This is a genomic window from Aliiroseovarius crassostreae (genome assembly GCF_049803815.1).
GTDB classification, from domain to species: Bacteria; Pseudomonadota; Alphaproteobacteria; order Rhodobacterales; family Rhodobacteraceae; genus Aliiroseovarius; species Aliiroseovarius crassostreae_A.
On sequence record NZ_JBNAGI010000006.1, the window covers coordinates 170,592 to 195,065 of the forward strand.

Below are 24,474 nucleotides of genomic sequence, written 5' to 3' on the forward strand. Positions count from 1 at the left end.
GTCTGCGCCCGTGCAAAAGTTTAACCTTTGCCTTTTGGGAGCGTTAAATTCTTTAAAGTTTTGCCGTGGGCCGTCCCGCGCTACGGCTCGCGGAACGCTTCGCGCGATTTGTAAAGCGGCTTCATCAGATATTGCAGGATGGTCTTTTCGCCGGTGTGCAGTTCGACCTGGCCGAGCATCCCCGGACGCATCTCGATATGCTTTTGCCGATCTGTCAGCTCCGACATATCCAGCCGCACCGACACCCGGTAATGCGGCTGCGCATTGGGGTCGCGTTCATCCTGGAACGTGTCGGCGGAAATGAAATCGACCTGCCCCTTCAAACTGCCATAAATCGTGTAATCATAAGCAGATAGCTTGACGGTCGCCTCTTGCCCGCGCTTCACATTGGCGATGTCTTCGGGCTTGATATGTGCCTCGACAAACACGTCTTCATCCAGCGGGATGATCTGGAAAATCTCTTCACCCGGGCGCACCACGCCGCCAATGGTGGTCACGCCCATATTGTTCACAATGCCACGCATCGGGCTGGTCAGCACGGTGCGATCCAGCTGGTCTTGTGAAAGCTTCAGGTTTTGTTTCAGTGTGGCCAGTTCCTTGAGGGTATCCGAATACTCTTGCGCACGGTCCAATTCGGTCTGGGTCAACACTTCGTTATAGCGATTTTCGGCGTCGCTTTGCGCTTTACGAACCTTGGTAACTTCAATCAGGGCAACGATATTATCGCGATAGAGGTCTTCCATGACCTTCAGTTCCCGGTTCGCTTCCTCCAGCACTTTGCCCGCCCCTTCCCGGCGACTGACATAATCACTTTGACGGGCCGACAGCAGGGAGCGTTCCGAGGCCACGATCTCTGGCGTGCGGCGCGCCAACGCCTCGGGGATGGTCACGTCAAACTGCCCGGCAAGCTCTGCTTCCAAGCGCAAACGCCGGATTTCCAAAGCGGCGATCTGGTCCAGCAGATCATCAACCGAGGTCTGAAACTCCGTTCCGTAAAGCCGCGCCAACACGTCTCCCGGCTCAACCACGTCCCCTTCTTTTACCAGCAATTCCGCGAGGATACCGCCTTCGAGGTTCTGAATGATCTGCGGACGCGAGGATGAAATGACCGTGCCCTGACCGCGCACAATCTCGTCCACCCAAGCAAAGGCGGCCCAAAAAACAAAGGCCAGAACCGCCGCCGCCGACAGCCAGATCACTAAGGACGGGCCTTTCAGATCCTGTTCAAACTGGGCTTCAAGTGACGCCATCACGCAGACTCCTGTGCCGCAGATTTCAGATGCGCCAGGACCTGATCGCGCGGACCATCGACGGTCAGACGACCGTTTTGGAAGATCAGCGTCCGGCCGGTCAGCGCCATGATCGGCATCCGGTGCGTGGCGATGATCGCCGTGCGCCCCTCAAGCCAGCTTTCCAACCGGCTGACCAAAGTGCGTTCCAGGGTCTGATCCAGCGCAGCCGTGGGTTCATCCAGCAGCACCACTTTGGGATCCTGCAACCAGATCCGTGCCCAGCCGATCGACTGGCGTTGCCCGATGGACAGCCCTTCGCCCATGTCGCGAATCTCTAGATCCAGCCCCTTGGCATGGCCGCGCACGAACGGTCCAAGCCCCGCAAAATCAAGGGCTTGCAACAGGCGCTCATCCTCGCGTTCCAACATCGACAGGTTGAGGTTGTCGCGCAGAGTGCCCGCAAACAGGCGCACATCCTGCCCCAGATAGCCGATGGAGCGACGCAGGTCTTTGGGCGCGATCTGTGCCATGTCGACGCCATCAATCATCAACCGCCCGGCGGTGGGGGCGTATAGCCCTGCGAGCACCTTGAGGAAGGTGGATTTGCCCGACCCGTTGGCGCCCAACACGGCCACTTTCTGCCCCGGCTCAATCGCCAGCCCGGGCACGTCAATGCCCGGCGTGTGTTCGTCATAGGCAAAGCGCAGTTCGCGGATTTCAAACGCGCCGTTGAACTGGTCGCGACGCAGATAGGTGCGCCCCTCCGCGTCATCCTGTTCAGATCCGGCAATCGCATCCAGCGCATCGAGCGAAGATTTCACATTGGACCAGCGCGCCAGCGTGCCGGACAATTGTGTCAGCGGTGCGAGGGTGCGGCCTGACAGGATGCCAACGGCGATGATCGAGCCCACGGTGAACTCGCCCGCGAACACCATGTAAGTCCCTAGAATTACGGCGGAAACATAGGTTATTTGCTGCAAGCCTTGCGACCAGAAGGTCAGCCATGCCGAGAGTTTGCGCTGCTCGCTGTTCTTCACCGCAGACAGCATGTTCAACTCGGTCCACAGACGGCGCACCCGGTCTTCACCGCGCTGGGTCTTGATCGTGTCCTGTTCGTAAATCGCTTCATGCAACAGGCGCGAGGCTTTGACCGACGCACCCTGCGTTTCCTGCGAGATCGCAATCATCCGTTTTTGCAGGAAAAAGCCGGGCAGCACCATCAGGATCCCGCCCGCGATCAACACCCAGACCACGTTGCCTGCGATCGACGCAACCAACGCGAGGAACAGGAAAATAAAGGGAATGTCGGTCAGAGTGCCCACGGATGACGCGGTGAAAAACTCGCGCACCGATCCAAAATCACGCATGGCGGCAAACAGGCCTGACGGCGAATTGGGCCGTTTGTCAGAGCGCATTCCAAGGATGCGATCCATCAACAGGCGCTGCACGTTCATCTCAATTGCGCGCCCTGCCCCGTCCATCAAACGTGCGCGTGCCGCCTTGATAGCAGCCTCCAGCCCGATGGCGACAAACGCGCCCGCCGCCAGCACCCAAAGCGTGGCGGTGGATTGGTGCGGGATCACCCGGTCGTAGACCTGCAAGGAAAACAGTGCGACCGCGACGGCCAGCATATTCGCCACGAAGGATCCCAAGGCCACATCGGCAAAGTAGCGTTTGAACTTCGGCAACTCGCCCCAGAACCAGTGGTCTTTCAGCCGGGCGGGCGCATGGCGGGTGGCCAGATCGTCAATCGGCACCTCGGCGCGCAGCACGGTTCCAGTGAAAACTGGCGCGAACTCGGCCTGGTCCACCTCGATGCTCGCCCCATTGGCCCCGGATTCATAGACGCGCAGATGCGCCCCGTCTTGTGACAGGACCAACACCACCTGCCCGTTTTTCATCAGCGCGAGCGCGGGCCAGGACGAAGGCGCGCAGGGTTGGCCCGTTACCTCTTCGGTTTCCAACCCAAGCGAGGAGAGCGCCACCGACAACATCGGCAGGCTGGCATCTTCCGCCCCGCCCGCCAGCGCGGATTGCATTGTATCCGTCAGGTCATGGGCAACCGCGTCGCGGCCCAAAAGCCCGGCATAGACCGAAGCCAGATCCGCGCGCGCTTTCATGCGTTTTTCCGGCGACGGGATTTCCGTCGCAGGTGCGGCGGGTGTCACAGATTGCAGCACGGGCGCCGCCGCCGGTTTGGCTCGATCAGGTTTTGCGGGCTTGCCGATCCTGACCCGCGCTTTCGGGCCTTTGCCTGTGGGCGCATTGAGTGTGGGTGAAAGTTTTGCCTGTGGCTTTGGCGTCGCCACCTGCATCACCTTGCGGCGCGGTTTGGGCCCGTGGCGCCCTAAGGTCGGCTGCGGGTTTTCATTCGCAGAGGGTTGGATCACGCGGCGCGCCTTTGGCCCTGCGATGGTGGTGGGCATCGCTTTTGTGCTGGACGCGTTTGGCGTCTGCCCGTCGTCGCTCATATCGCGTTCCCGTCGATCAAAGCGCCGTATTCGCGGGCAATTTCCACTTCGGTGCGCGCGATGTCATAGCGGATCGCGACGTTTTCGGCCTCAAGCCGGGCAAGGTTTTCGACCACACCGACCACATCCATCACGGTGCGGCGACCGGCCTTGAACTGCCGTTTGAAAAGATCGGTATTGGCACGGGCCTGCCCGGCAATATCGGCGGCCTGCGTGGCGCGGGCGCGTTGTGACAGAAGCTTTTGTTCCAGCGCGGCCTGGCGGCGATTGCTGTCTTCCTGCGCCTGCAGGATACGCCGTTCGGCCCCTTCGCGGGCGGCTTTTACGGCGGCCAGATTGTCCATCGTGCCAAAGCCAAAGCCCTGATCCGAGGTCATGACCAGCCCGGCGCTGCTGTCTTTGCCAATGTTGGCCGTGGCGCCAAGCCCGGGCAACAGCCCGGCGCGGTCGATCTTGGCCTGCGCCACATCGCGGTCCAGCTCGGCTTCGGCCAGCAGCACGGTCAGCGGTTTCAGCCCGTCCGGACTCGCCGCCAAAGAGGGGGTTCCGGACAGCGATGAAATGTCATCTGCCGACATGGCCTTCAGTTCCGCCATCGCGGTCTGGGCGTTCAGCACTTCGCTTTCATAGGTCGATTGCAGTTCCGACAATTTCGCGCGGATCACGTTTTGATCGGAAATATCCGACACCCCCCCCTGCACACGGGCGGTCATGATCCGGTCAAATTCGCGCATCGCGCCCAGCGCCCGGTCAGCGGCATGGGCTTTTTCCTGCGCTTCCTGGGCTTTCAGATACAGCTCCAGCGCGGTGGACACCCGGTCATTCATGTCGATCGACAGGTTCACGGCGGCCGCTTCCACATCTGCGCGGGCAAATTCACGTTCGGCTTTTTTGCGGCCATTGTCGAAGATCACCTGATCCACCACAAGGCTGGCCACCAGCTCCCCCATGCTGGAGAGCGACACCTGCGGGCCCAGCGTGGGCAGCCAGTTCTTGTCAGCCGCACGGGCGCGCAATTTCGCGGCGCGAAGTTCACTTTCCGCAGGTCGGGCCGAGGCGCGCAGCACCGATGCCGCCACCGCGTCATAAGTCGACCCCGGTGCCAGAACCGTCTGGCGTGTTTGCAGCCGCGTGATGATTTCTGAAGGATCCGCGCCTTGTGCCAGCGACAGGTTGCGCGGCGTGGCGCGTGTCACATCCGCGCCACCCGACATGTCGGATTTCCCGAGAGGTCCACCAAGATTGCTCATGCAGCCCGACAGGCCAGCCACCAATGCGACCAGCAGGGGGATGCGTTTTATGTCCCGCCCTAAGACCAAAGCTCTGCCTCGTCTTTGTTTGTTATATGCAGGCCGCGGTCGTTTGGTGCCGCGGCCTTGCGTCACTTATGTCACTCGTATCAGATCACGTTCACATGCACGTCTTCGTGGATGTAAAGCGTGCCACCATCGGTGCCGACCGCATAGGTGGTATAATCTTCGCCGTCGATCTGCACCGTTGCGCCTGGGGTGGCTGTGCCATCAATGTTCACGGTGTCACCGGCGCCACCATGGATCGTCAGCTCGTTCGAGCTGTCGGACAGGGCCAGCAGTTCGGCCTCGGAGATCGAGATGGTGTTGTCTTCGAGAATGGACAGAAGGTCGATGGCTTCGATATTGTAGTCGCTCAACCCTGATGCCGACAGGTCCAGTGCGGCCCCGCCAGTATCGGTCACGAAGAGGGTCGATGTGGCGTTGCCCGCCGCATCTTCCTCGGTCACAACGAGGCGCGATCCGTCCGGCAGCCCGCCATCCAGATAGAACTGATCAAGGTTGAAGCCCGAGGGCAGATCGCCAACGGATCCGTCAGAATTCAGCATCTCTACCACATTGCCAGCATCATCACGGAACACACTGAACGTGCCGTCGATATTGCTTTGCACAAAATTGGCATCCGGGGCGTCGGGGGCCACGGTGTCATAGGCGAAACTGTCAGAGGTATAGCCGACATTGCCCACCTGATCCTGCGCCCGCACGGTGATGGTTGCAGTGCCCTCACCCGCCGGAAGCTGGGCCTGGTCGAAATCGACCTCCCATTCGCCGGTGACCGGATCAACGCTGGCCTGTACCCAGGTTGCGCCCGGGTCTGTGTTGCTGGTGGCATCCAGGGACACCCAGACCGTGGACCCGCGTTCGGTGGTGCCGGTGAAGGTCATGCCGCCAGACATATCCGCCGCATTAACGGTTTCCGAACCGCCCAGCGCCACGGCGTCGCCGCCCGCGGTCAGTTCAGCCCCGGTGACATCCATATCGGTCACTTCGGTGTCGATGCGGATGGCATGGGCCGGCAGGGAATGGGTATTTCCATACATGTCGGTTGCACTGACCTGTACGGTTTGGTTGCTGGTGCCGGAGGGCAGGTCTGCGGCGTTGTAGGTCACGCTCCAACTGCCATCCCCAGCTGGATCGGTGGTGATGGTTTTGCTCACCCCCGCGACGACGACGGTCACGGTGGAGCCAGCTTCGACCTGCCCGGAAATCAGCACATTGCCCGCCATATCAGCCGCATTGATCACATCATCGCCCGCCACCGGGGTCACCAGCGCCAGATCACCAACAAAGGTATCCACCAGGATCGCCTGATCCATCGAGGTCGTATTGCCGTGAACATCGGTCGACGTGATGGTCATAGTGGTTTCATAGCGACCGCTCGGGATCTGAGCGGCGCTGAAATCCACGCTCCAGTTTCCGTCCCCGTCCACAACGGCGGACCGGGTCACATTGCCCAGCTTGACCGAAACGGTCGATCCGGGTTCGGACACCCCGGTCAGGGTCAGCCCGCCATCCGGGCCGCTCAGTTCCTGATGGGTCAGAACATGATCATCGACAACCGAGGTCGCCATATTGTCCGCCAGCTTGGCATTGGCGTTGAGGCTCAGATTGACAACCGTATCCACATCCAGCGTTTCGGTGATTGTGCTGCTGTTGCCGAAACTGTCACTCGAGGTGATCTTGATCGCGGTTTCATAGTCACCGGTTGCAATCTCGCCCGAGGCAAAGGTCACCGACCAGCTGCCATTGCCGGCAACGGTGGTGCTGTGGGTGTGGCCGTTGATCTCGACCTCAATCGAAGCGCCCGGCTCGCCGGTGCCAGAAATATCAACCCCGTCGGCGTGATCTGATGCATTCACGGTCACGCCGTTTGACTTCGCCCCACCGGTTACGTCGATTTCCGGCGGTGTGGTGTCGATGGTCACGCTGGGCGCATCCGGCGTATGGACGGTGCCGTCTTCATCGGTCACGCTGACCGAAACTTCATAATTGCCGTCACCCGGGAAGTTGTCCCCATCGAAGGTCACTTTCCAAGTGCCATCATCGCCCACCGTGGTGGTCTGCACCTTGTCACCGATGGTGACCTCCACGGACGCTCCGGGTGTCCCGGTCCCGGTGATTGTGATCGACTGGTCATCAGGGCCACCCACCGATACCGGCGTGTCAGGATTGTCGACGGTTGCGCCGCTGGTGCCGCCCGTGCCGCCACCATTGCCATCACCACCGTCATCGTCACCTTCGCCGCCTGTTGCGGTGTCATCACCGCCGCCGCCACCAAGCAGCGCGCCACCCGCAGCCACGGCACCTGCTGCCGGGATGATCCCGGCGGCCGCGCCACCACCGGCCCCAAGCAGACCAAGACCCAGCGCCTGGGTCACTTCCTCGCCTTCGGCCGCCACAGCCGCATCCGCCACAATCGGGCTTTCCGGGAAGACCAGAGCATCAAGATGGCTCCATTTTCCCCAGGTGGTCGCCTCGGTGAATGTGACATGCCCATAAGCATCAGGCGACGCTTCGATCAGCGTCCCGTCTTCGTTCAGATAAAGGCGGTTTTCCTGAACGCCGTTTTCGGCAAAAAATCCTTCCAGAACAATCTTGCGGCCATCCGCCAGATAGAGTTCGAGATTCTCGCCTGCGCGCAGATATTCACGTACATCTGACCGGCGCAGGTTCAGCGAAACCGCACCATCATCGCCCAATACGAGCGTGTCAGAGATTCCAGATTCAATAAGTGACCCATGCTGGACAAAACCAGTATGGTCACGGACGATAAAGTTGATCGCCTGCATAGCTACCGCCTACCTCAATATGTCGGCCTGATTTTTTTATGGCCGTTAGTTGCTCTGTGAACCGAATTACCGCAATTTTGCCATAATTCCTAGTCGCAATGCCGATACTAAACACAAAATGTCGATGTCGCACACAAATGTTGTAAAAAAACACTAACGCCGCAACCTTCGATTTACCCCCGCTTTCAGACACTCGCCCACCGCATGCCCGTCAGATAGGAAATTACCCCACGCCATCGAAAAAGACGGAAAAAACGAGATTTTTCATTTTCGCCCTTGCACCCCTGGGTGAGACTCAGTAAATCCCCCTCACCGCGCTCTGGTAGCTCAGCTGGATAGAGTACTTGACTACGAATCAAGGGGTCGGGGGTTCGAATCCTCCCCAGAGCGCCATTTTCCATATTGTTGTCAGGCGACACATAGTTCTTCCATTTGCGACAGAACCTCTCCTTTTTTGCATCCCTGAAAACCACTTCGCACCGCCTTTGGCTTCGCTTTACCTGACTTCCCTTTCGGAAAATCAGGGCTGATTTGCAGGTCAGCTGACCCCGACCACTTTAACGAAGCTTGTCGTATCGCGGACGCGATGGGGTTGCAGATCAGCGTGCACGCCGTGGGGGATCTGGCGGTCAGCCGGGTGTTGGACGGATATGAATATGCCCGCAAGCACAACGGCAAACGCGACGCGCGTCACCGGATCGAACATATTGAGGTCATTTCCGAGGCGGATATTGACCGAATGAAGGCGCTGGATGTCGTCGCCTCGATGCAACCCCGCCACGCGGCTTTTGCAGGTTTCTTCGAGGCGCCTTTGCCGAACACCGTTCTTTACGATGACGAGTATGCGCGCGCTTATGCATGGCAAACACTGCGCGACCGGGGCATCCCTTTGGCCTTCTCGACCGATTGGCCGGTTGTGCCCGTGGACGTTATGACCAACATCCAATCTGCGGTGGCCCCCATTGATCTGGGGGCAAACTGGCCAGATCAGAGCCAAACTCTGATGGACACCATAGACAGCTACACCGCTGTGAATGCCTGGATGGCATTCCAAGAACATCACCACGGATGCCTCCGGACCGGGCTCGCGGCAGATTTGGTCATGCTCGACGGAAACATTGCAACCTGCGTACCGAACGAACTGAGAAATTTGCCCATCGCGCTGACCATCTGCGATGGGACGATCACGTTTGGTGGCGATGAGGCGAGCGGTGGTGTTGCTCGGTCGGGGTAGATTTTTACGACAGCCAAACCCAGAAAGGTACATTCCGTCGGACTGCAGCATTGGTGAGTTTGTGCCCTTTCCGGGCTTTCTTTGCTGCCGAGTGAAATAGCGTTCCTCACGCCGCTTGAATGTGATGTAAAAGCTTTGTGTCGCAAATGCCAAATCTATGCATCACCCCACACATATCCCGTATTCTGCCCATGTTTTGCCACAGGTGCATCCTGATCGAACGCCTTTGAAATCCAAAGCTGCCTCTTCGTTCAAGATGGGAAAATCGACCCCTCGCCACGAGACCCAACCTGCATCTTCACCGGGCCTTTGTGACGCAAAGTGATGCCGGGTGACGTTCCCATCAGCTGGTTGGGCAACAGCCTCAACCTAAACCGGGCAAAAACCCGTTTGATCACATGGGTCGCAATATTATTGGCCAGATACAATCCCACGCAGCGATGTGGCCCAAGCCCAAAGGGCAGATAGGCGTCGCACAGTCGCGGCTGATCCCCGGCAAACCGGGTGGGATCAAAACGCTCTGGCTCAGGCCAAAAGTCTTTGTGCCGATGTAAGAGGTACGGAGATATCAAAACCGAACTGCCACGCGGAATATGATACCCATTGATGGTGTCGTCGCGGATGGCGCGTCGTTCAATGATCCAGATCGACGGATAAAGCCGGATAGCTTCCGCAAAGATATGTGCGGGATCGGCTTTCTCAAACCCGTTTGAGGCGTGAATGAACGCCCATGACAGCGCATTTGCTGTTGTTTCATGCCCGGCCAGCAATAGCGTTACGGTCGCGTCACGAAGCTCCTTGTCGCTAAGCTGTATCTCTCCCTCGGCCTCATGTGCAGCCAGTAAGCGCGACAGCACATCATTTGGACGCTGGGGGCATTTGCGTCTGGTCTGGATCAGATCGAATACAATTTGGTCAATTGCACCAATGGCTTGCTTAAATGCGGGCCGGTGCAGCCGCGCCGAGATCATTGACGCGTCAACCGGGGCTTCAATGCGGCGCCAAGTGTCCGCCAATACCGTTTCGAGCGCCGTGTTGATCTGTTGTGGATCAATGTCGGATGAAAACAGAACTTTTATCGCGACGGCGATGACAAGCTGCATCATTTCATCAACAATATCGATTGTCTCGTTGCGCTGCCAACGGTCTAGCATGGGCTCCATCAACGTATCGATGACGGGCCCAATATCTTGGAAACAAGATGGTTGAAACGCCGGCTGGATCAGCTGTCGGTGCCGTTTCCAAGCCAGTTGATCAGCCGAAAGCAAACTGTCACCTGTCGTTGCAGCGATCCGGTCTGCGCTGCGTGTGGCCTTGTCGTAGTTGGCCGCCTTGCGTGACAAGATATGCTCGACATGGTCCGGATGGTTGATCAAATGGGCAGTCACTGGCCCAAAGCGCAAACGGACGATGTCACCATGTTCACGAACGGCGTTGGACAGAAAACTCAGGGAATCTGCTTTGAATTCAGATAGCGATCCCCAGACCAAACTTCCCTTGGGGCCTGGTGCTCGTGTCATTTGGGGTAAGATCCATGATCAAAACTGCGGGCCCAACGATCAGCAACAATCGCTTTGGTGGCGGGATCGAGGTCGCCAAATTCATTCTTCTGATAGTCTTTGAGGCTATCAACATATTTGCTCAATTTTGGCCTTAATGTCGCGAAGCCATCCAATGCCAAATGCGCATAGATCTTACCGATTTCATTGACGGGATCCGCCTCGAGATCATCAAAACGAATATCGACGATACGGTCCTTGGCGATCAATGGCAGATCCTCGAAATAGGCGTCATACATGACCTCGTGGCGTTGCAGGATACCTTCGTCAATCGCGGCGATATCCGGCTTTTGCAGATATGTGTACCAACCTGCTGTATCGAAGAAATGCCGCTGCGATTGGAACACCCGGTAAGGGTGGCGGTGGATATGCACAAACCGAGCGTCGGGGAACATCTCCAGGATCGTGCGAATACGCGCAGTGTGCGGTGGGGACTTGATCAGCAATGTGCGTTTATCGTGAAGCGACAGTTTCTTGCAAAACCGCACAAAGGCCGCCTTCCACGCCTCGACAATCTGCCTATCTACATCGCGAAATGTCATATGACGATCATAATGCGCCATTCGACGGGGAAAGCTGGTGCCCAGATACAGGGATGTCAACGTCATCAGCAAAGGCGCGAATTCATCTTCCTGTGGCGAGGCAAACCTCAGCGCCATATTATCCATTGGCCGCTTTTCAGGGACCAGCCAGGGAAACATCCGGGTTGTGAAATTCTCGGTTGTCAGAAAGGTGTATGGGTTCACGACCTGATAGGTGTTGGGGAACTGAAACTGTGCGGTGTCGCGCGCCAGAAGCTCGTGCAGGAAGGTTGTGCCGCTGCGCCAATGACCAAGAATGAACAAAGGCGCTTTGGGCGTCTCGGCCTGCTCAATAGCCCGACCATAGCGCAATGTCTCGACAGCTGCGCAGGCCGAGTTTGACAGGCTGGCCAGGGTAATCACCACCGCGCGGTGCAGATAGGCCGGGGAAATCTGAAAGTGGTTCTCTGCCAGCAATCTGCACCATTTTCCAAAGGTGATGCCGGTCAGGTAATTATGGCTGATACTCCAGCGATGCTTCAATTCTCTGCTCATCCGTTTCCCTTGCCCAATTCGGGATATGACGACATATTGCCGTGGCATTATTTTGAAAGTAAAGCCGGAGCCGGTTCATGACCATTCCCTCGCATATTGTTGAGATGTTGAAAAAAATTCGCAAACGGTTCCAGATCGCACCTTTGCAGGAGCGTTTGCTGCCCAGCGATGCAGAGTTCACAACCTTGCGCCCCGTCCGCAAAGCCAGCACGGCTTCGGTTGCGAATTACTGGAAACGGTTGGGCGCGACAACGACACAAGACGATCACGACGCGCTTGCGGACCCGATCACGATGACCGATCCAGATCAGTTCAGTGCGAACATCGAAAACTTCATCGGTACGGTGAAAATGCCTGTCGGCATCATCGGCCCCTTGCGGATCAACGGGCTGAATGCACATGGCGATTTTCACGTTCCCATGGCGACGACAGAGGCGGCCTTGGTCGCGTCATATGCGCGGGGGGCCTATTCTGCAACGAAATCCGGGGGGATCAGCACCGCGTTATTATACGAGGGCGTCATCCGCACGCCCGCCTTTGTGTTTGATGGCCTGTTGGATGCGGGGATGTTCGTCGAATGGGTGGTCAGAGAGATTGACGCGCTAAAGACTGTAGCCGAGGCGACCACACGTCACGGCAAACTGATCTCTGTAGAACCGACGATAGACAATAATGTCGTCTTTCTTGTTTGCCGCTATACGACGGGCGACGCGGCGGGCCAAAACATGGTCACCATCGCCACCAATGCCCTATGCGAGGATATCGCATCCCGTTGTCCAATTGCGATGAAGGCCTGGTATATCGAAGGAAACTTCTCGGGCGATAAGAAAGCGTCCTTTCTTGGCTTGGTGACCGGACGTGGTCGCAAAGTCAGCGCGTCTGTCACCTTGCCGGCAGACGTGGTCGAGAAAACACTGGGCACAAGCGTGCAGGCGATGCTGGATTACGGTCAGGTTGCCAATCTGGGCTCCCACCTCTCTGGTCAACTTGGAGCCCAGGCACATTTCGCAAACGGACTGGCCGCATTTTATATTGCAACCGGCCAGGACGCCGCATGCGTCGCCGAAAGTGCCATGGGCATTACTCGCATGGAAGCTCGTGGCGACGATCTGTTTTGTTCGGTCACAATGCCCAATATTTTAGTGGGGTCCGTTGGCGGTGGCACGTCCCTGCCTAGTCAATCCGCTGGTTTGAATATTCTCGGGTTGAAAGGCGCCGGACATGGTGCCGCCCTGGCCGAGGTCGCAGCCGCGACATGCCTATGCGGTGAAATCTCAATTGTCGCGGCGATTGCTGCGGGGCATTTCACGCGCGCGCATGAAAACCTGGCCCGCAAAAGATGAGTTTTTCCGCACTTTGGGTTTATCAGAAAGAACGCTTCCCGCTCCTAAAGACGGCCCCGCTACTGGCGGTGTTCTCGGCCGCGAGCCTTTCGGCGTCCGCAGAACTGTCTGAACGGCCCCTGCCCGGTTTGGGTGGATATCTGGCAGGTTTCGTGATCGCGATGCTGGTGTTCTTTCAGATGCGCGTTTGCGACGAATACAAAGACCTGGAGGATGATCGACGTTATCGGCCCGACCGTCCGATCCCGCGCGGGCTTGTCTCGCTGCGCTTGATCATTTCACTTGGATTCGTGTCTTTGCCCATCACGGCACTGGCTGCGTGGCTTTGGCATCCCCCGGCCTTGTGGCTTTTGGCTGTGGTTTGGGTCTGGCTTGCGGCCATGACAGCAGAATTTGGCGCCGCTGACTGGCTCAAGGCGCGACCTGTGCTCTACCTTCTGAGCCACATGGCCATCATGCCGCTGATTGATTTGTTGCTGACCGGTTTGGAATGGATGCCGGGCGGTGGTCCGGCAACTGGACTATCGCTATTCCTTGCGTTGTCTTTTGTGAATGGATGCGTCTTGGAGATTGGTCGCAAACTCTGGTCGCCTGAGAACGAGATTTCTGGCGTGGAGACCTATTCGGGGCTTTGGGGCGCGCGCAAAGCCGCGCGCATCTGGGGAGCCTGCGTGCTGCTGTCATTCGCTTTGTTACTTGGCGTGGGTGCGGCAACTGGCGTTGTATGGCTCAGCGCGGCTTTGGGCGGAGTTGGCGTTGCCATTTGTCTGGGGGTCGCTGCCAGCTATGCCAGATCTCCAACGACCAAGGCCGAAAAGCGCATGGATATGATTGCAGGGCTGTGGGTCTTTGCGTGTTATGCGATTGCCGGGTTCCTACCCATTTTGATGAGGGTTATTTGATGTCCCATATCGTTGCCCAAGACGCAGCTCTGCAGGTCCAGGAGGTCGGTGGGAAAGCGGTTGCCTTGTCGCGGCTGTCAGGATTTGGGTTCAACCCGCCCCGCTTTTTTGTTATCCGCGCCGACGCCTTTGAGGCGACAGAGGCGGTCGCTGACCTGAAGGACGCTCTTGCCGGTTTGGGCGAAGGGCCGTTTGCGGTCCGAAGTTCAGCGCGTCAAGAAGACGGAGCAGAACATAGCCATGCAGGCCAATTCGACACGGTTTTGAATGTGGCAGCTGAGGATGTCTGGCAGGCGGCCAGACAAGTCTGGCATTCGGGCTTCTCTGAAACCGTCACGACATATCGCGCGGTTAAATCCGGTGGCCCTGCGGAGGGGCCCGCCGTTATCGTGCAGCGGATGATCGATGCCCTGTCCGCCGGAGTTGCATTTTCAGCCGACCCCGTCACCGGCCGGCGCGGGCAAGTTGTCATCTCGGCCATCGACGGCTTAGGCGAACGCTTGGTCTCAGGGGAAGAAGATGGCGAAGATTGGCGCGTGGGTGCAACTGTAAGCGGACCTTCAACTCCCATGGTTCTGACAACAGAACAAGCTCAAGAAGTGGCCGATCTTGCCCGTCAAGCCGAAGCCGCATTTGGCGCGCCGCAAGATATCGAATGGGCGTTCGACGCGGACGGGCTGCACATCCTGCAATCGCGACCCATAACCACGGCGCTATTGCCTAAGCCGCAACCCGACACGGCGCTGACGATCTTTGACAATTCTAACATCGTTGAAAGCTACCCGGGGTTGGTCAGCCCGCTGACCTATTCGTTTGCGGTCCATGTTTACGCGCGGGTGTATCAGGCGTTCGTCTCTCTTTTGGGCGTGTCAGACCGAACCATTGCAACGAACTCCGCCGTTTTTAGCAACATGTTGGGGCGGGTTGATGGGCGTGTTTATTACAATCTGGTGAATTGGTATCGCGCGCTGGCGTTGCTGCCGGGGTTCTCGCTGAACCGCGCCTATATGGAAACCATGATGGGGGTCGCCACCCCGATGCCGGAAGAGGTTACCAACGCAATCGGCCCACCACCAGCACAAGGGGCCGCCCGTGTTCTGGAGTATCTGAAACTCGTGAAAGTTGGTGCCTCTCTTGTCTGGCAGGCGATTAGGCTGCCGCAGACCAGGGCTCGGTTTTACGACAGGCTCAATGCCGCGCTGAACGGTGGGTTTGAAACGGAAACAGCAGCTCCCACCGCACTGGCCGCTGAATACCGCAGGATCGAGAGCACGCTCCTGGACCGGTGGGATGCGCCGCTCGTGAATGATTTCCTGTGCATGATTGCCTTCGGAGCATCGCGCAATTTGCTGGAGAGATGGCTCGGCCCCAAGGGGCTGCTGCTGCACAATGACGTCATGATCGGTCAGGGAGATATAATTTCCGCTGAACCTGCGCAACGCATTGCCAAGATGGGGCAAATGGTCCGGAAAGCGGGACTTGCCGACGCGCTGAATGAACAAGGATTACGCGCGCTTGACGCACATCCTGAAATCGCGCGTGACGTGCAATCCTACCTTGAAAAATTTGGCGATCGTTGCACAGAAGAATTAAAGCTGGAAAGCATCCCGCTTGGCGATGACCCATCCAGCCTGCTTCAGGCAATTGCGGCGAGTGCGTGGCGCAACGGTGTTGCCGGTCATGAAATGAAGGACCCTGATTGGACCGGTCTTTTCCCGAAGAACCCAATCAAACGATTTTGCGCCAAATGGATCATCACATGGACCAAAGCCCGCGTTCGGGATCGTGAAAACCTGCGATTTGAGCGCACGCGCATCTTTGGTTATACCCGCCGCGTGTTCCTTGCCTTGGGTCGAGAGTTTGCAGCGCGCGGGGTGTTGGACGCAGAGCGCGATGTGTTCTTTCTGAAGACCGACGAAGTTCTTGGGGCGGTAGAAGGCTTTGGGTTGTCGCCCGACTTGAAAGCGTTGGTAGAGCTGCGCAAAGCCGAAAACGCAGTGGCCGCGAAACGCCCTGACCCGCCCGAACGGATCGAACTGCGGGGCCCGGCAATTGCCCCGGTCTGGGAGGACGCACCAGTCGAAAGGGACACCGCGAAACAACGCATGGCCACCGGATGCTCTGCAGGTCAGGTAAAAGCCCGCGCCCGTGTTATTCGCGATCCGCGCACCGAAACACTTGCCCCCGGCGATATTCTGGTCGCGCGCCATACGGACCCGGGATGGATCGCGGTGTTCTCCAACGCCTCTGCGATAGTTGTCGAACGCGGATCCCTTCTTTCGCACTCGGCCATTGTCGCGCGTGAGTTAGGCATTCCCTGTGTCGTTGGCCTGAAGGGCGCAACGCAATGGATCTCGGATGGCGAAATGATTTCTGTCGACGGGGCCACAGGACAGGTGGAGCGATGCGATGCAGAGTTCTGAAATCGAAGCCAAGGCAGCATTTGACCATATCCGATACGCTCAATTGTGGGAGGATGCAGATGTCTTGACCCAAGGCCTTGGCGACTGTGCGGGGGGAACATTGGTGTCGATCTGCTCGGCCGGGGATAATGCACTGGCGATGTTGACGCTGGATCCCAAGAAGGTCGTTGTCGTAGACGTGTCTCCGGCGCAAATTGCGTGTCTGAAGCTTCGGATCGGGGCGTTTCGCAACCTCGACCACCCAGAATTTCTAGAGCTGATGGGGGCACGCCCCAGTCGGCAACGTACATCGCTTCTGGCGAAAGCGCTGACAGGTTTGGATGGCGAAACGCGGGCGTTCTGGGAAAATCTCGCCGAAGATGTCAAACAACATGGGGCTGGCGGCGTCGGGAAATTTGAACGCTACTTCCGAACCTTCCGCAAGTGGTTGTTGCCCTTGGTCCATTCGCAAACGACAATTGACGCCGTTTTCGTCTCAAGACCGAAGGCGGGACGCCAGGCATTCCTCGACACGCGCTTTAATACCTGGCGGTGGCGCCTTCTGTTGAACCTCTTCTTCTCGCGGTTCGTTATGGGACGGATGGGCCGGGACAAGGCGTTTTTTGATCATGTCTCGGGCAGCCCCGCGCAACATGTCGCCCGTCGTATTCATCATGCCGCCGTGGACTGTGATCCAGCACAAAACCCTTACCTGCATTGGATCATGAAAGGCACCCATGGCGCTGCCCTGCCAATGACCTGGCGGGAAGAGCATTTCGACATCATCAAAGCACGGCTTGACCGGATTGATATTCGGCCTGGATCGCTTGAGGCTTTCATCTCAACCGGGGAAAAGGCCGATGGGTTTAACCTGTCTGATATTTTCGAATACATGTCGCCCGAGATTTTCACACAGGTCTATGGCAGCATCCTGAGCGCCTCTGCCCCCAATGCACGCCTGGTCTATTGGAACATGATGGCGCCGCGCCGTGTGCCACCTTCTTATTCGTCTCGTATCAAAACCTTAAGCGACGTCGAAGACCGCCTGAAAGCACGCGACAAGGCGTTTTTCTACTCAGATTTTGTCGTGGAAGAGGTGATCGGATGAGCCCGGTTTTGCAGATTGCGTTGGCTCTTGGATCCGTCGCCCTGTTGCTCGGCATGATGGCGGTCGTGCGCCGTGTTTCCAACATGTGGCAGATCCGTGCAGAGGTTCAGCGCAAGCTCGTGCATGTCGGAACCGGGCTTTATGCGCTCACCTTGCCGTGGTTGTTTCCGGACCGTTGGCCTGTCTATGCGCTTGTGGTGGTGACCCTGATTGTCATGATGGTGCTGCGTCTGCCGAATTCAAAACTGGGCCGGACGCTGCATGGGGTCGAGCGGCAGTCTTATGGCGACCTTCTATTGGCGATTTCCGTGGGGTTGTGCCTGTTTTTGGCTGGCGATGAACTCTATCTCTACGTCTTGCCGATTGCTGTTCTCACGCTCGCCGATGCGGCGGCTGCATTGGCGGGCAGCACCTATGGCACACGCTTTTTTCGGGTGGAAGATGGTGAGAAGAGCATTGAAGGCAGCGTTGTTTTTTTCGTCGTCACCCTGTTGATATCGATACTCTGCCTGATGCTCATGACATCCTTCGCCCCGCCCAACATCATCGTGCTGTCTTTCATGGTTGCGGGGTTTGGCACGTTGGTCGAGGCGGCAAGCTGGCGCGGCTTTGACAATTTCTTTTTGCCATTGGGCCTGCTGATTTTTCTTTCTGTTCATGCGGCAAACCCCCTGCAGGAATTGGCCGGGCTTGCTGTCATATTCGTAACCAGCATTATTGCGTTCAAAACCATCTCACCCAAAATCGGGCTGACCAATCACGCGGGACATGTTTATGTGACAACGGTGTTTTTGTTGCTGGCGGTGACAGCAGTTCAAAATGCGCTGGTCCCGATACTTGTCCTCGCCGCTCATGCATGGAGCCGCATCGCGGCCCCCTGTAAAAGCAGATTTCCCGATCTCGACATTGTCGCAGCGCTGGCTTTGGTGAGTTTCGGATGGTTGACGCTGGGCAACGCAACCGGATGGAATGCCGTTTCATTTTACGGGATCACTGCGATGGGCATGATGGTCGGGTTGTGCGCTCTCGCCCTGACGCGGCGTAGAATTACCACCCGCGTCGCCCTGTTGTCGATCATTGTGCTGGCGTGTTGTGCGGTTCGCTACATGGTCATTCATCTGAACTCTGAGAGTGCGAACTGGAATGGCCCGATGTGGTCCGTCACAGTGACCTGCCTTGCCTTGTCGACGATTGTGCCATCGCTTGCGCCACATGCCTTTGCACAGGCGCGCGTGACAAAGCTGACATGTCTATCGCTTGCGATCCCGCTCGCCACCTATCTGTTTTCAATCGACTATTCGGGTTTTTTCACATGACGCAGCAATGTTTCCGCGCGGATGGCGCAAAGATCACAGCCTATCTTGATGGCCCGGAATGGGACGGCAGACCGACTGCTACCGTTGGGGCTTTCGTGTGCAAGACCAAGGAGGGCGGAAAAGATGTGCTGCGACAGGCCATTGGCTTCATCCGGGACAATGGCATTGGTCATGTCATTGGTCCGATGGACGGAGATACCTGGCACAGCTATCGTTTTGTGACACAAACGGATGAAAGCCCCCCGTTCTTGCTCGAACCCAGCAATACGCCCGATGCACTTGAGGTCTTCAAAGACGCCGGGTTCTCCGAGATTAGCAGCTATTTCTCAGCCCGTGTCCCGCTGAAACAAACGGCCCGGACCGCACCACCTGCCACGGCAGATTTTAAGATTGAACAATGGGATGGTACGGATCCCGAACGACTTTTTGGTCAGGTGTTCGAGCTGTCCAGCCAGGCATTTTCCAAAAACGCATTTTACAAACCGATCACGCGCGAGGCGTTTCTTGCGATGTATATGCCGATCGTGCCAATGCTACGGCGCGAGTTGGTTCTTTTTGCAAGACGGCCAGACCAAACGCTGGCAGGGTTTCTGTTCGGCACACCAAATTACGCCGAAGGGCCGAAACCAGGCAGTGTCATTTTAAAGACCTATGCAAGCCTGATGAAAGGGGCGGGTCAACACCTGGCCTATACGTTTCACAAGACCGCGGCCTCGGCAGGATTTGACACAGCCATCCATGCGCTGATCCATGATGACAACCTGTCCGCCCTACGCAGTGCGTCCGAGGGGGCCGATGTGTTCCGGCGCTATGGGTTGTTTGGGCTGAAGCTGAATGACTAGCCTCTTGAAAGATTTCGCCGATGCGGTTGCGCGTCATCCCGAAAGGGTGGCGATTGTTGACGGATCCGGGAAGGAAACCACCTACGAAGAACTGAAAACCCGCGCAGTTGGTTTTGCACGGGCATGGCAGGCGCGTGGTGTTGCGCAAGGCGACCGGGTGTTGCTTGCCATGGCTTTGAATGCCGACCTATATGCGAGCCTGGCAGCGCTCTGGTCTCTTGGGGCCACTGTTGTATTGCCGGAACCTGCCATGGGCCTGGCGGGCCTGCGTCATGCTGCAAAGGTCACGGATGTGTCCGCGTTCTGCAGTTCAGGCCCCTATGGCCTGCTGAAATATATTCTACCAGAATTGTGGTCTCTGCGCCATCTGCGCCCCCACGGCACAGACGGTGCTCCACTTGACATTCCCCCACCAAATGAAGCCGACATTGCGCTGATTTCTTTCACGTCCGGCACGACAGGTGCCCCAAAGGCGATCCCGCGCAGCCATGGGTTTCTGACCGCCCAGCACCATGCAATCGCCCCGCTTTTATACAGTGACGTGCCCGAGCGCGATCTTGTCACCTTCCCGGTTTTCGTTCTTATCAACATTGCAAGCGGTCAGACCTCTGTTTTACCAAACTGGAAAATGTCGCGTTTGGCGAAACTCCAAGCGGCACAGCTCGAACAGTGGATGACACGCCAAAACACCTCTCGGGCGCTGCTGCCGCCCTCGCTTTGTGAAAAACTGACGACGATCAGAACTCCTGCACCCTTCCACACTGTCTTTACAGGTGGCGGCCCCGTTTTTCCCGACCTTTTAAATCGGTTGAAATCCGCGAAACCTGATCTGCGGATCGTCTGCGTATATGGCTCGACGGAAGCAGAGCCAATTGCGCACCTCGATTCCGATGAGATCGAATTGGAGGATCAAGCAAAGATGACATCGGGGAACGGGCTGCTCGTTGGTCATCCGGTTGACGATCTTCTGGTTCGGATCGTCGAAGACGAAATTCAGGTTGCTGGGGCACATGTAAACAGCGGATATCTGGACCCAAAGCATGACACTGAGAACAAAATTCACGACGGCGCAGTGGTTTGGCACCGCACGGGTGATGCAGGGTATTTTGACGACCAGGGCCGGCTTTGGCTGCTGGGGCGTATGGGGTCAGAGGTCTGTGTGAATGGCGCGCGGATGTTTCCGTTCTCGATCGAGGTCGCCGCGCGTGGGTGGCAGGGCGTGAAGCAATGCGCCCTTACGACCAGGAATGATGCAATATGCCTGGTTATCGAAGGGGATGACCGCCACCTTGGGGAATGGCGTCAAAAGGCAGGTCAGTTGAGCATTCACGACGTGCAGATCGTATCGAAGATACCAATGGACAGTCGCCACGCCTCTAAAATAGATCGGAACGCGTTGAAAAAAATGATGAGGTCTTAATCACGAATTGCGCCAGTATGGTTTCCAATCTCAAAAACATGCCGGGTTTTGTGGTGGATATTCTGTGGGGCTGATAAGGAATGCATTTGGGCGATACGCACAAATGACGCAAACAGACGCCTTGATGCACCTCATATGAACTGTGTGACGCAAAGGACCGATTTCAGAGAGGTCGAATGGGGCGGTTCGCAAGCCCACAATAAAACCTCTGGACGCATCAGACACCGGCTTGACGGTGTTTCGGGTCGCCAATCTGCTGTCCTGCAGTTGCGGTTTCGGGGTCTTTCGACACCTTCGCAGCAGATTCAACCAAGGGCCGCTTTTCTCGACAGGTCAAAAATAATTGGCGGTCAGGCCAGAACAGAGCGCGGCAGACTGGCGGAGTGGGCATCCCGGTCGGCTTGGCGCACGCGAAACAGCCACACTCCTTTCGTCCGAAGCTCCAATGTTACACCGGGCCGTCCTGCCCGGATTACTTTTTCCGGGCAGTGATAATGATCTCGACTTTAAAATCGGGCGTAGCCAGAGCAGCGCCGCCGCAGGCACGTGCAGGCGCGTGACCGGGGGCAACCCAGCTGTCCCAAACGGCATTCATTTCCGCAAAATCTCCCATGTCAGACAGCCAGATGATCGCCTGAAGGATGTGTTCTTTGTCAGACCCGGCCTCTGCCAGCAAGCTGTCGACCTGTTCCAGGATAAGGGTGGTCTGGTCAGTCACACTGCTGCCCGGCGCGGCCACCTGCCCGGCAAGATAAATCATCTCACCACAGGTCACGATCTGGCTCATCCGGTCAGAGCTTTTCATACGTTTAATTCCGGTCATATCAAGTCCTTTCAGTTCGGTTGCTTAGAAACCAAAGCCCATGACAAAAGCCACGGCAATGGCGAGAAGAAAGAGGGTTTCGACAACAAGGATCAGCCCATAGCTGGGCTTGACGCGCAGGATGGTGGCAAGGCTGGTTTTCACCCCAAGGGCGGAAATCGCAATGACCAGACACCAACCGGACAGGGTGGCGATGGCATCGGTGATCACCTGCGGCACCAGCCCGGTGTTTGTCAAAATCGCCAGCGCGACAAACATGACCAGGAACCACGGCAGGGTGATCTTCTGGGCTTGTGCGCCGCGAAAGCTCGCCATGACCACAATCATCACCACCGGCAGCAAGGCCACGCGCACCATCTTGACGAAGGTCGCAATCACCCCTGCCTCGTCACTGATCGAATATCCGGCACCAACAACCTGGGCCACATCGTGAATGGTTGCCCCGATCAGAAATCCGCTTTCCAGATCGCTCATCCCCAGGGCCGCAAACAGGATCGGATAGGCAATCATCGCGATGGTCGACAGGGCGGTGACGCCGATCACAACAAACAGCGTGTCCTGTTCGCGGTCATCTTTCGCGGGCAGAACCGAGGTGATGGCAAGCGCGGCTGAGGCCCCGCAAATGGCCACCGACCCGCCCGCCAACAGGCCAAAGGCCAGCTTGCGACCGAAGAGAAAGGAGAGGATTGCCCCGCAGGCCAATGTTGCCATGACAAAGCCGACAACCGCACCCACCGCGCCCAGCCCGACACTTTCCACATCCCCAATGCTCAGACGCAGGCCCAACAGGCCGACCCCAAATCGCAGCAATGTTTTGGCGGAAAACTCCAGCCCCGGGGTGAATTTCTGATCGTCATAAAGGAAGTGGAACGCCATGCCGATCAGAAGAGCAAACAGCATCGCAGGCGCGCCGTAATGTTCGGACAGAAAGGTCGCGGCGGCGGCGATGACGCACACCAAAAGAATGCCACCAAAGTGGGTGTCCCAGCGGGACCTGATCAGCGACACCATGGTTCGCTCCTGACTGCGGAAATGTGAAACTGGGGCGCGCAACCTGCGTCAGGTCACGCGCACCTGATACTGTCTGACGTCAGCCGACCCAGCGCTTGCTGTGATCAAAGGCCGCGTCATAGCCAAAGAGCGCAGCCGAACCGCCAGTGTGCAGGAAGACGACACGCTCGCCTTTCTTGAAGTGACCTTTGCGGATCAGATCAATGAAACCTGCGGCCCCCTTGGCGGAATAGACCGGGTCGAGCAGGATCGATTCCAGCTCGGCAAACATCTGGATCGCCTCGATGCCGCTTTCGGTCGGAATGCCGTAGCCTTCGCCGACGTAATCGGTGTTGGCCACCACATCTTCGCGCTGCACGACACCGGCACAGCCCAGCTTCTCGGCGGTGGCACAGGCGAGGTTATAGACGTTTTCTTCCTGTTTCGGTTTGGGCGCCCGCACGCCGATGCCCAAGAGAGGGATCTGTGCGTTCATCGCCTTCAGACCCACAATCAGCCCCGCCTGCGTGCCAGCGCTGCCGGTGGCGTGAACGATGTGGTCAAGCTTCAACCCGCGATCATTGGCTTGCGCCAGCATCTCAAACGCGCAGTTCACATAGCCAAGCGCGCCGGTCGGGTTCGACCCGCCCCCGGGGATGGTGTACACTTTTTTGCCATCTGCGCGCAGCTTGTCGGCGACCGCTTCCATCTCGGCATTCATGTCCAGACCGCCGGGGCGCTTTTCGGTGGTGGCACCATGCAGATGGTCCAGCAGAACGTTGCCGTTGTAATTGTAGTTGTGGTTGTCGGATCCGGTGCGATCTTCCAGAAGGATGTGGCATTCCATGCCCAGTTTCGCCGCAAAAGCAGCCGTTTGGCGGGCATGGTTCGATTGGGTTGCCCCCTGGGTCATCACCATCTCTGCGCCCTGCAACTCGGCCTCGGCCATCAGGAATTCCAGCTTGCGGGTCTTGTTGCCGCCGGTGGACAGGCCGGTGCAATCGTCACGTTTGATCCAGATTTCCGGGCCGCCGAGTTCTGCGGTCAGACGGTCCAGACGTTCAAGCGGGGTGGGCAGGTGGGCGATGAAGCGGCGAGGGTAACGGGCGAGATGCATCAGAAAACTCCTAAATTGGTTTTCTCGCATCTTATGGAGGTCAATCCCGCTAATCTAATTCGAAATATGCGCTATAACATGCATATCTTGCATAATATCAGTGTGCCGCTATGGTGACATTATGCAGTTGGATTGGATTGATGACATCCTGGCGGTGATCGACACGGGGTCCCTGACACGGGCAGCAGAGCGGCGGTTTGTGACCCAATCGGCGTTCACGCGGCGGGTGCGGTTGATCGAAGAGCGCATTGGTGTGCCCCTGTTTGACCGGTCCTGCAAGCCGGTCACCATCCTGCCCGGCGTGCAGGCCATGGAACCTGAATTGCGAGAGCTTGGCGCGCGGCTGCGCCGCCTGCAACACGACCTGAAGGCGGCTGCAGATGGTTCGAAGCGGGATGTGACCTTTGTGTGCCAACACGCCATCACCACCACAATCTCGCCATGGGTGGTGCGGCAACTGACCCAGTCACAAGACATTTCCGTGCGGGTGCGATCCGGTAACCGGGACAATTGCCTGATGCTGCTTTTGTCCGGCGAGGC

The 24,474-nt window shown here is 57.6% G+C and carries 18 protein-coding genes and 1 tRNA gene; 10 read left to right on the forward strand and 9 right to left on the reverse strand.

The genetic code is table 11. The annotated features are described in order from the left end of the window. Positions 1-80 precede the first annotated feature (80 nt). The 4 genes from ACP15V_RS15160 to ACP15V_RS15175 all read right to left on the reverse strand — a co-directional run bounded on the left by ACP15V_RS15160 (position 81) and on the right by ACP15V_RS15175 (position 7,802). Positions 81-1,250 carry an HlyD family efflux transporter periplasmic adaptor subunit gene (locus ACP15V_RS15160; RefSeq protein ID WP_424944561.1) on the reverse strand — a complete coding sequence of 390 codons (1,170 nt, stop codon included), beginning with the start codon at positions 1,248-1,250 and terminating at the stop codon, positions 81-83. Beyond that, entirely contained in the window at positions 1,250-3,703 is a 2,454-nt protein-coding gene (locus tag ACP15V_RS15165) for an ATP-binding cassette domain-containing protein (protein WP_424944562.1), read from the reverse strand. Before ACP15V_RS15165 ends, ACP15V_RS15160 begins: the two co-directional genes overlap by 1 nt. Then, positions 3,700-4,953, reverse strand: coding sequence for a TolC family protein (locus ACP15V_RS15170; RefSeq protein ID WP_424944563.1), 1,254 nt, complete (start codon positions 4,951-4,953; stop codon positions 3,700-3,702). Before ACP15V_RS15170 ends, ACP15V_RS15165 begins: the two co-directional genes overlap by 4 nt. A gap of 149 nt (positions 4,954-5,102) precedes the next feature. Next, positions 5,103-7,802 carry an Ig-like domain-containing protein gene (locus tag ACP15V_RS15175; RefSeq protein WP_424944564.1) on the reverse strand — a complete coding sequence of 900 codons (2,700 nt, stop codon included), beginning with the start codon at positions 7,800-7,802 and terminating at the stop codon, positions 5,103-5,105. Between the two features lie 316 nt (positions 7,803-8,118). Here ACP15V_RS15175 and ACP15V_RS15180 point away from each other — a divergent pair. Together ACP15V_RS15180 and ACP15V_RS15185 are read left to right on the forward strand one after the other, a co-directional pair. Continuing rightward, positions 8,119-8,195: transfer RNA gene (locus ACP15V_RS15180), tRNA-Arg, on the forward strand. 136 nt (positions 8,196-8,331) lie between these two features. Further along, on the forward strand, positions 8,332-9,036 hold the full coding sequence (locus tag ACP15V_RS15185) for an amidohydrolase family protein (RefSeq protein ID WP_424944582.1): 705 nt from the start codon (positions 8,332-8,334) through the stop codon (positions 9,034-9,036). Between the two features lie 251 nt (positions 9,037-9,287). Here the strand turns inward: ACP15V_RS15185 and ACP15V_RS15190 are convergent, their stop codons facing one another. After that, positions 9,288-10,556, reverse strand: coding sequence for a cytochrome P450 (locus tag ACP15V_RS15190; protein WP_424944565.1), 1,269 nt, complete (start codon positions 10,554-10,556; stop codon positions 9,288-9,290). Next, positions 10,553-11,671 (reverse strand): sulfotransferase family protein, encoded by a 1,119-nt coding sequence (locus ACP15V_RS15195; protein WP_424944566.1) that lies wholly within the window; start codon positions 11,669-11,671, stop codon positions 10,553-10,555. The genes ACP15V_RS15190 and ACP15V_RS15195 overlap by 4 nt, the downstream gene beginning before the upstream one ends. Positions 11,672-11,748: 77 nt before the next feature. Here ACP15V_RS15195 and ACP15V_RS15200 point away from each other — a divergent pair, with 77 nt between their 5' ends. From ACP15V_RS15200 to ACP15V_RS15230, 7 genes are read left to right on the forward strand one after another with little or no spacing between them, the layout of a single operon-like run. Then, on the forward strand, positions 11,749-13,014 hold the full coding sequence (locus ACP15V_RS15200; protein WP_424944567.1) for a hydroxymethylglutaryl-CoA reductase: 1,266 nt from the start codon (positions 11,749-11,751) through the stop codon (positions 13,012-13,014). Further along, a complete protein-coding gene (locus tag ACP15V_RS15205) occupies positions 13,011-13,916 on the forward strand; it encodes a UbiA family prenyltransferase (protein ID WP_424944568.1) in 906 nt (301 codons plus the stop codon). Before ACP15V_RS15200 ends, ACP15V_RS15205 begins: the two co-directional genes overlap by 4 nt. Beyond that, positions 13,916-16,339, forward strand: a complete 2,424-nt coding sequence (locus ACP15V_RS15210) for a PEP/pyruvate-binding domain-containing protein (protein WP_424944569.1) — start codon at positions 13,916-13,918, stop codon at positions 16,337-16,339. Before ACP15V_RS15205 ends, ACP15V_RS15210 begins: the two co-directional genes overlap by 1 nt. Next, positions 16,326-17,426, forward strand: a complete 1,101-nt coding sequence (locus ACP15V_RS15215) for a DUF3419 family protein (protein ID WP_424944570.1) — start codon at positions 16,326-16,328, stop codon at positions 17,424-17,426. Before ACP15V_RS15210 ends, ACP15V_RS15215 begins: the two co-directional genes overlap by 14 nt. After that, complete coding sequence (locus ACP15V_RS15220; protein WP_424944571.1) at positions 17,423-18,742, forward strand: diacylglycerol/polyprenol kinase family protein; 1,320 nt, start codon at positions 17,423-17,425, stop codon at positions 18,740-18,742. Before ACP15V_RS15215 ends, ACP15V_RS15220 begins: the two co-directional genes overlap by 4 nt. Next, positions 18,739-19,584 carry a hypothetical protein gene (locus ACP15V_RS15225; RefSeq protein WP_424944572.1) on the forward strand — a complete coding sequence of 282 codons (846 nt, stop codon included), beginning with the start codon at positions 18,739-18,741 and terminating at the stop codon, positions 19,582-19,584. Before ACP15V_RS15220 ends, ACP15V_RS15225 begins: the two co-directional genes overlap by 4 nt. A 4-nt stretch (positions 19,585-19,588) precedes the next feature. Next, positions 19,589-21,004, forward strand: a complete 1,416-nt coding sequence (locus ACP15V_RS15230; protein ID WP_424944573.1) for an AMP-binding protein — start codon at positions 19,589-19,591, stop codon at positions 21,002-21,004. Between the two features lie 472 nt (positions 21,005-21,476). On the opposite strand, the gene ACP15V_RS15235 is transcribed toward ACP15V_RS15230, so the two are convergent. From ACP15V_RS15235 to ACP15V_RS15245, 3 genes are all read right to left on the reverse strand, one after another. Further along, positions 21,477-21,827, reverse strand: coding sequence for a RidA family protein (locus ACP15V_RS15235; protein WP_424944574.1), 351 nt, complete (start codon positions 21,825-21,827; stop codon positions 21,477-21,479). 24 nt (positions 21,828-21,851) lie between these two features. Next, on the reverse strand, positions 21,852-22,838 hold the full coding sequence (locus ACP15V_RS15240; protein WP_424943836.1) for a YeiH family protein: 987 nt from the start codon (positions 22,836-22,838) through the stop codon (positions 21,852-21,854). Between the two features lie 79 nt (positions 22,839-22,917). Beyond that, positions 22,918-23,934: a D-cysteine desulfhydrase gene (locus ACP15V_RS15245; protein WP_424943835.1), complete on the reverse strand. Its 1,017-nt coding sequence runs from the start codon at positions 23,932-23,934 to the stop codon at positions 22,918-22,920. A gap of 121 nt (positions 23,935-24,055) precedes the next feature. Between ACP15V_RS15245 and ACP15V_RS15250 the strand changes: the two genes are divergently transcribed. Further along, positions 24,056-24,474 (forward strand): LysR family transcriptional regulator (locus ACP15V_RS15250; protein WP_424944575.1); only part of this gene is annotated, 419 nt, incomplete at its 3' end.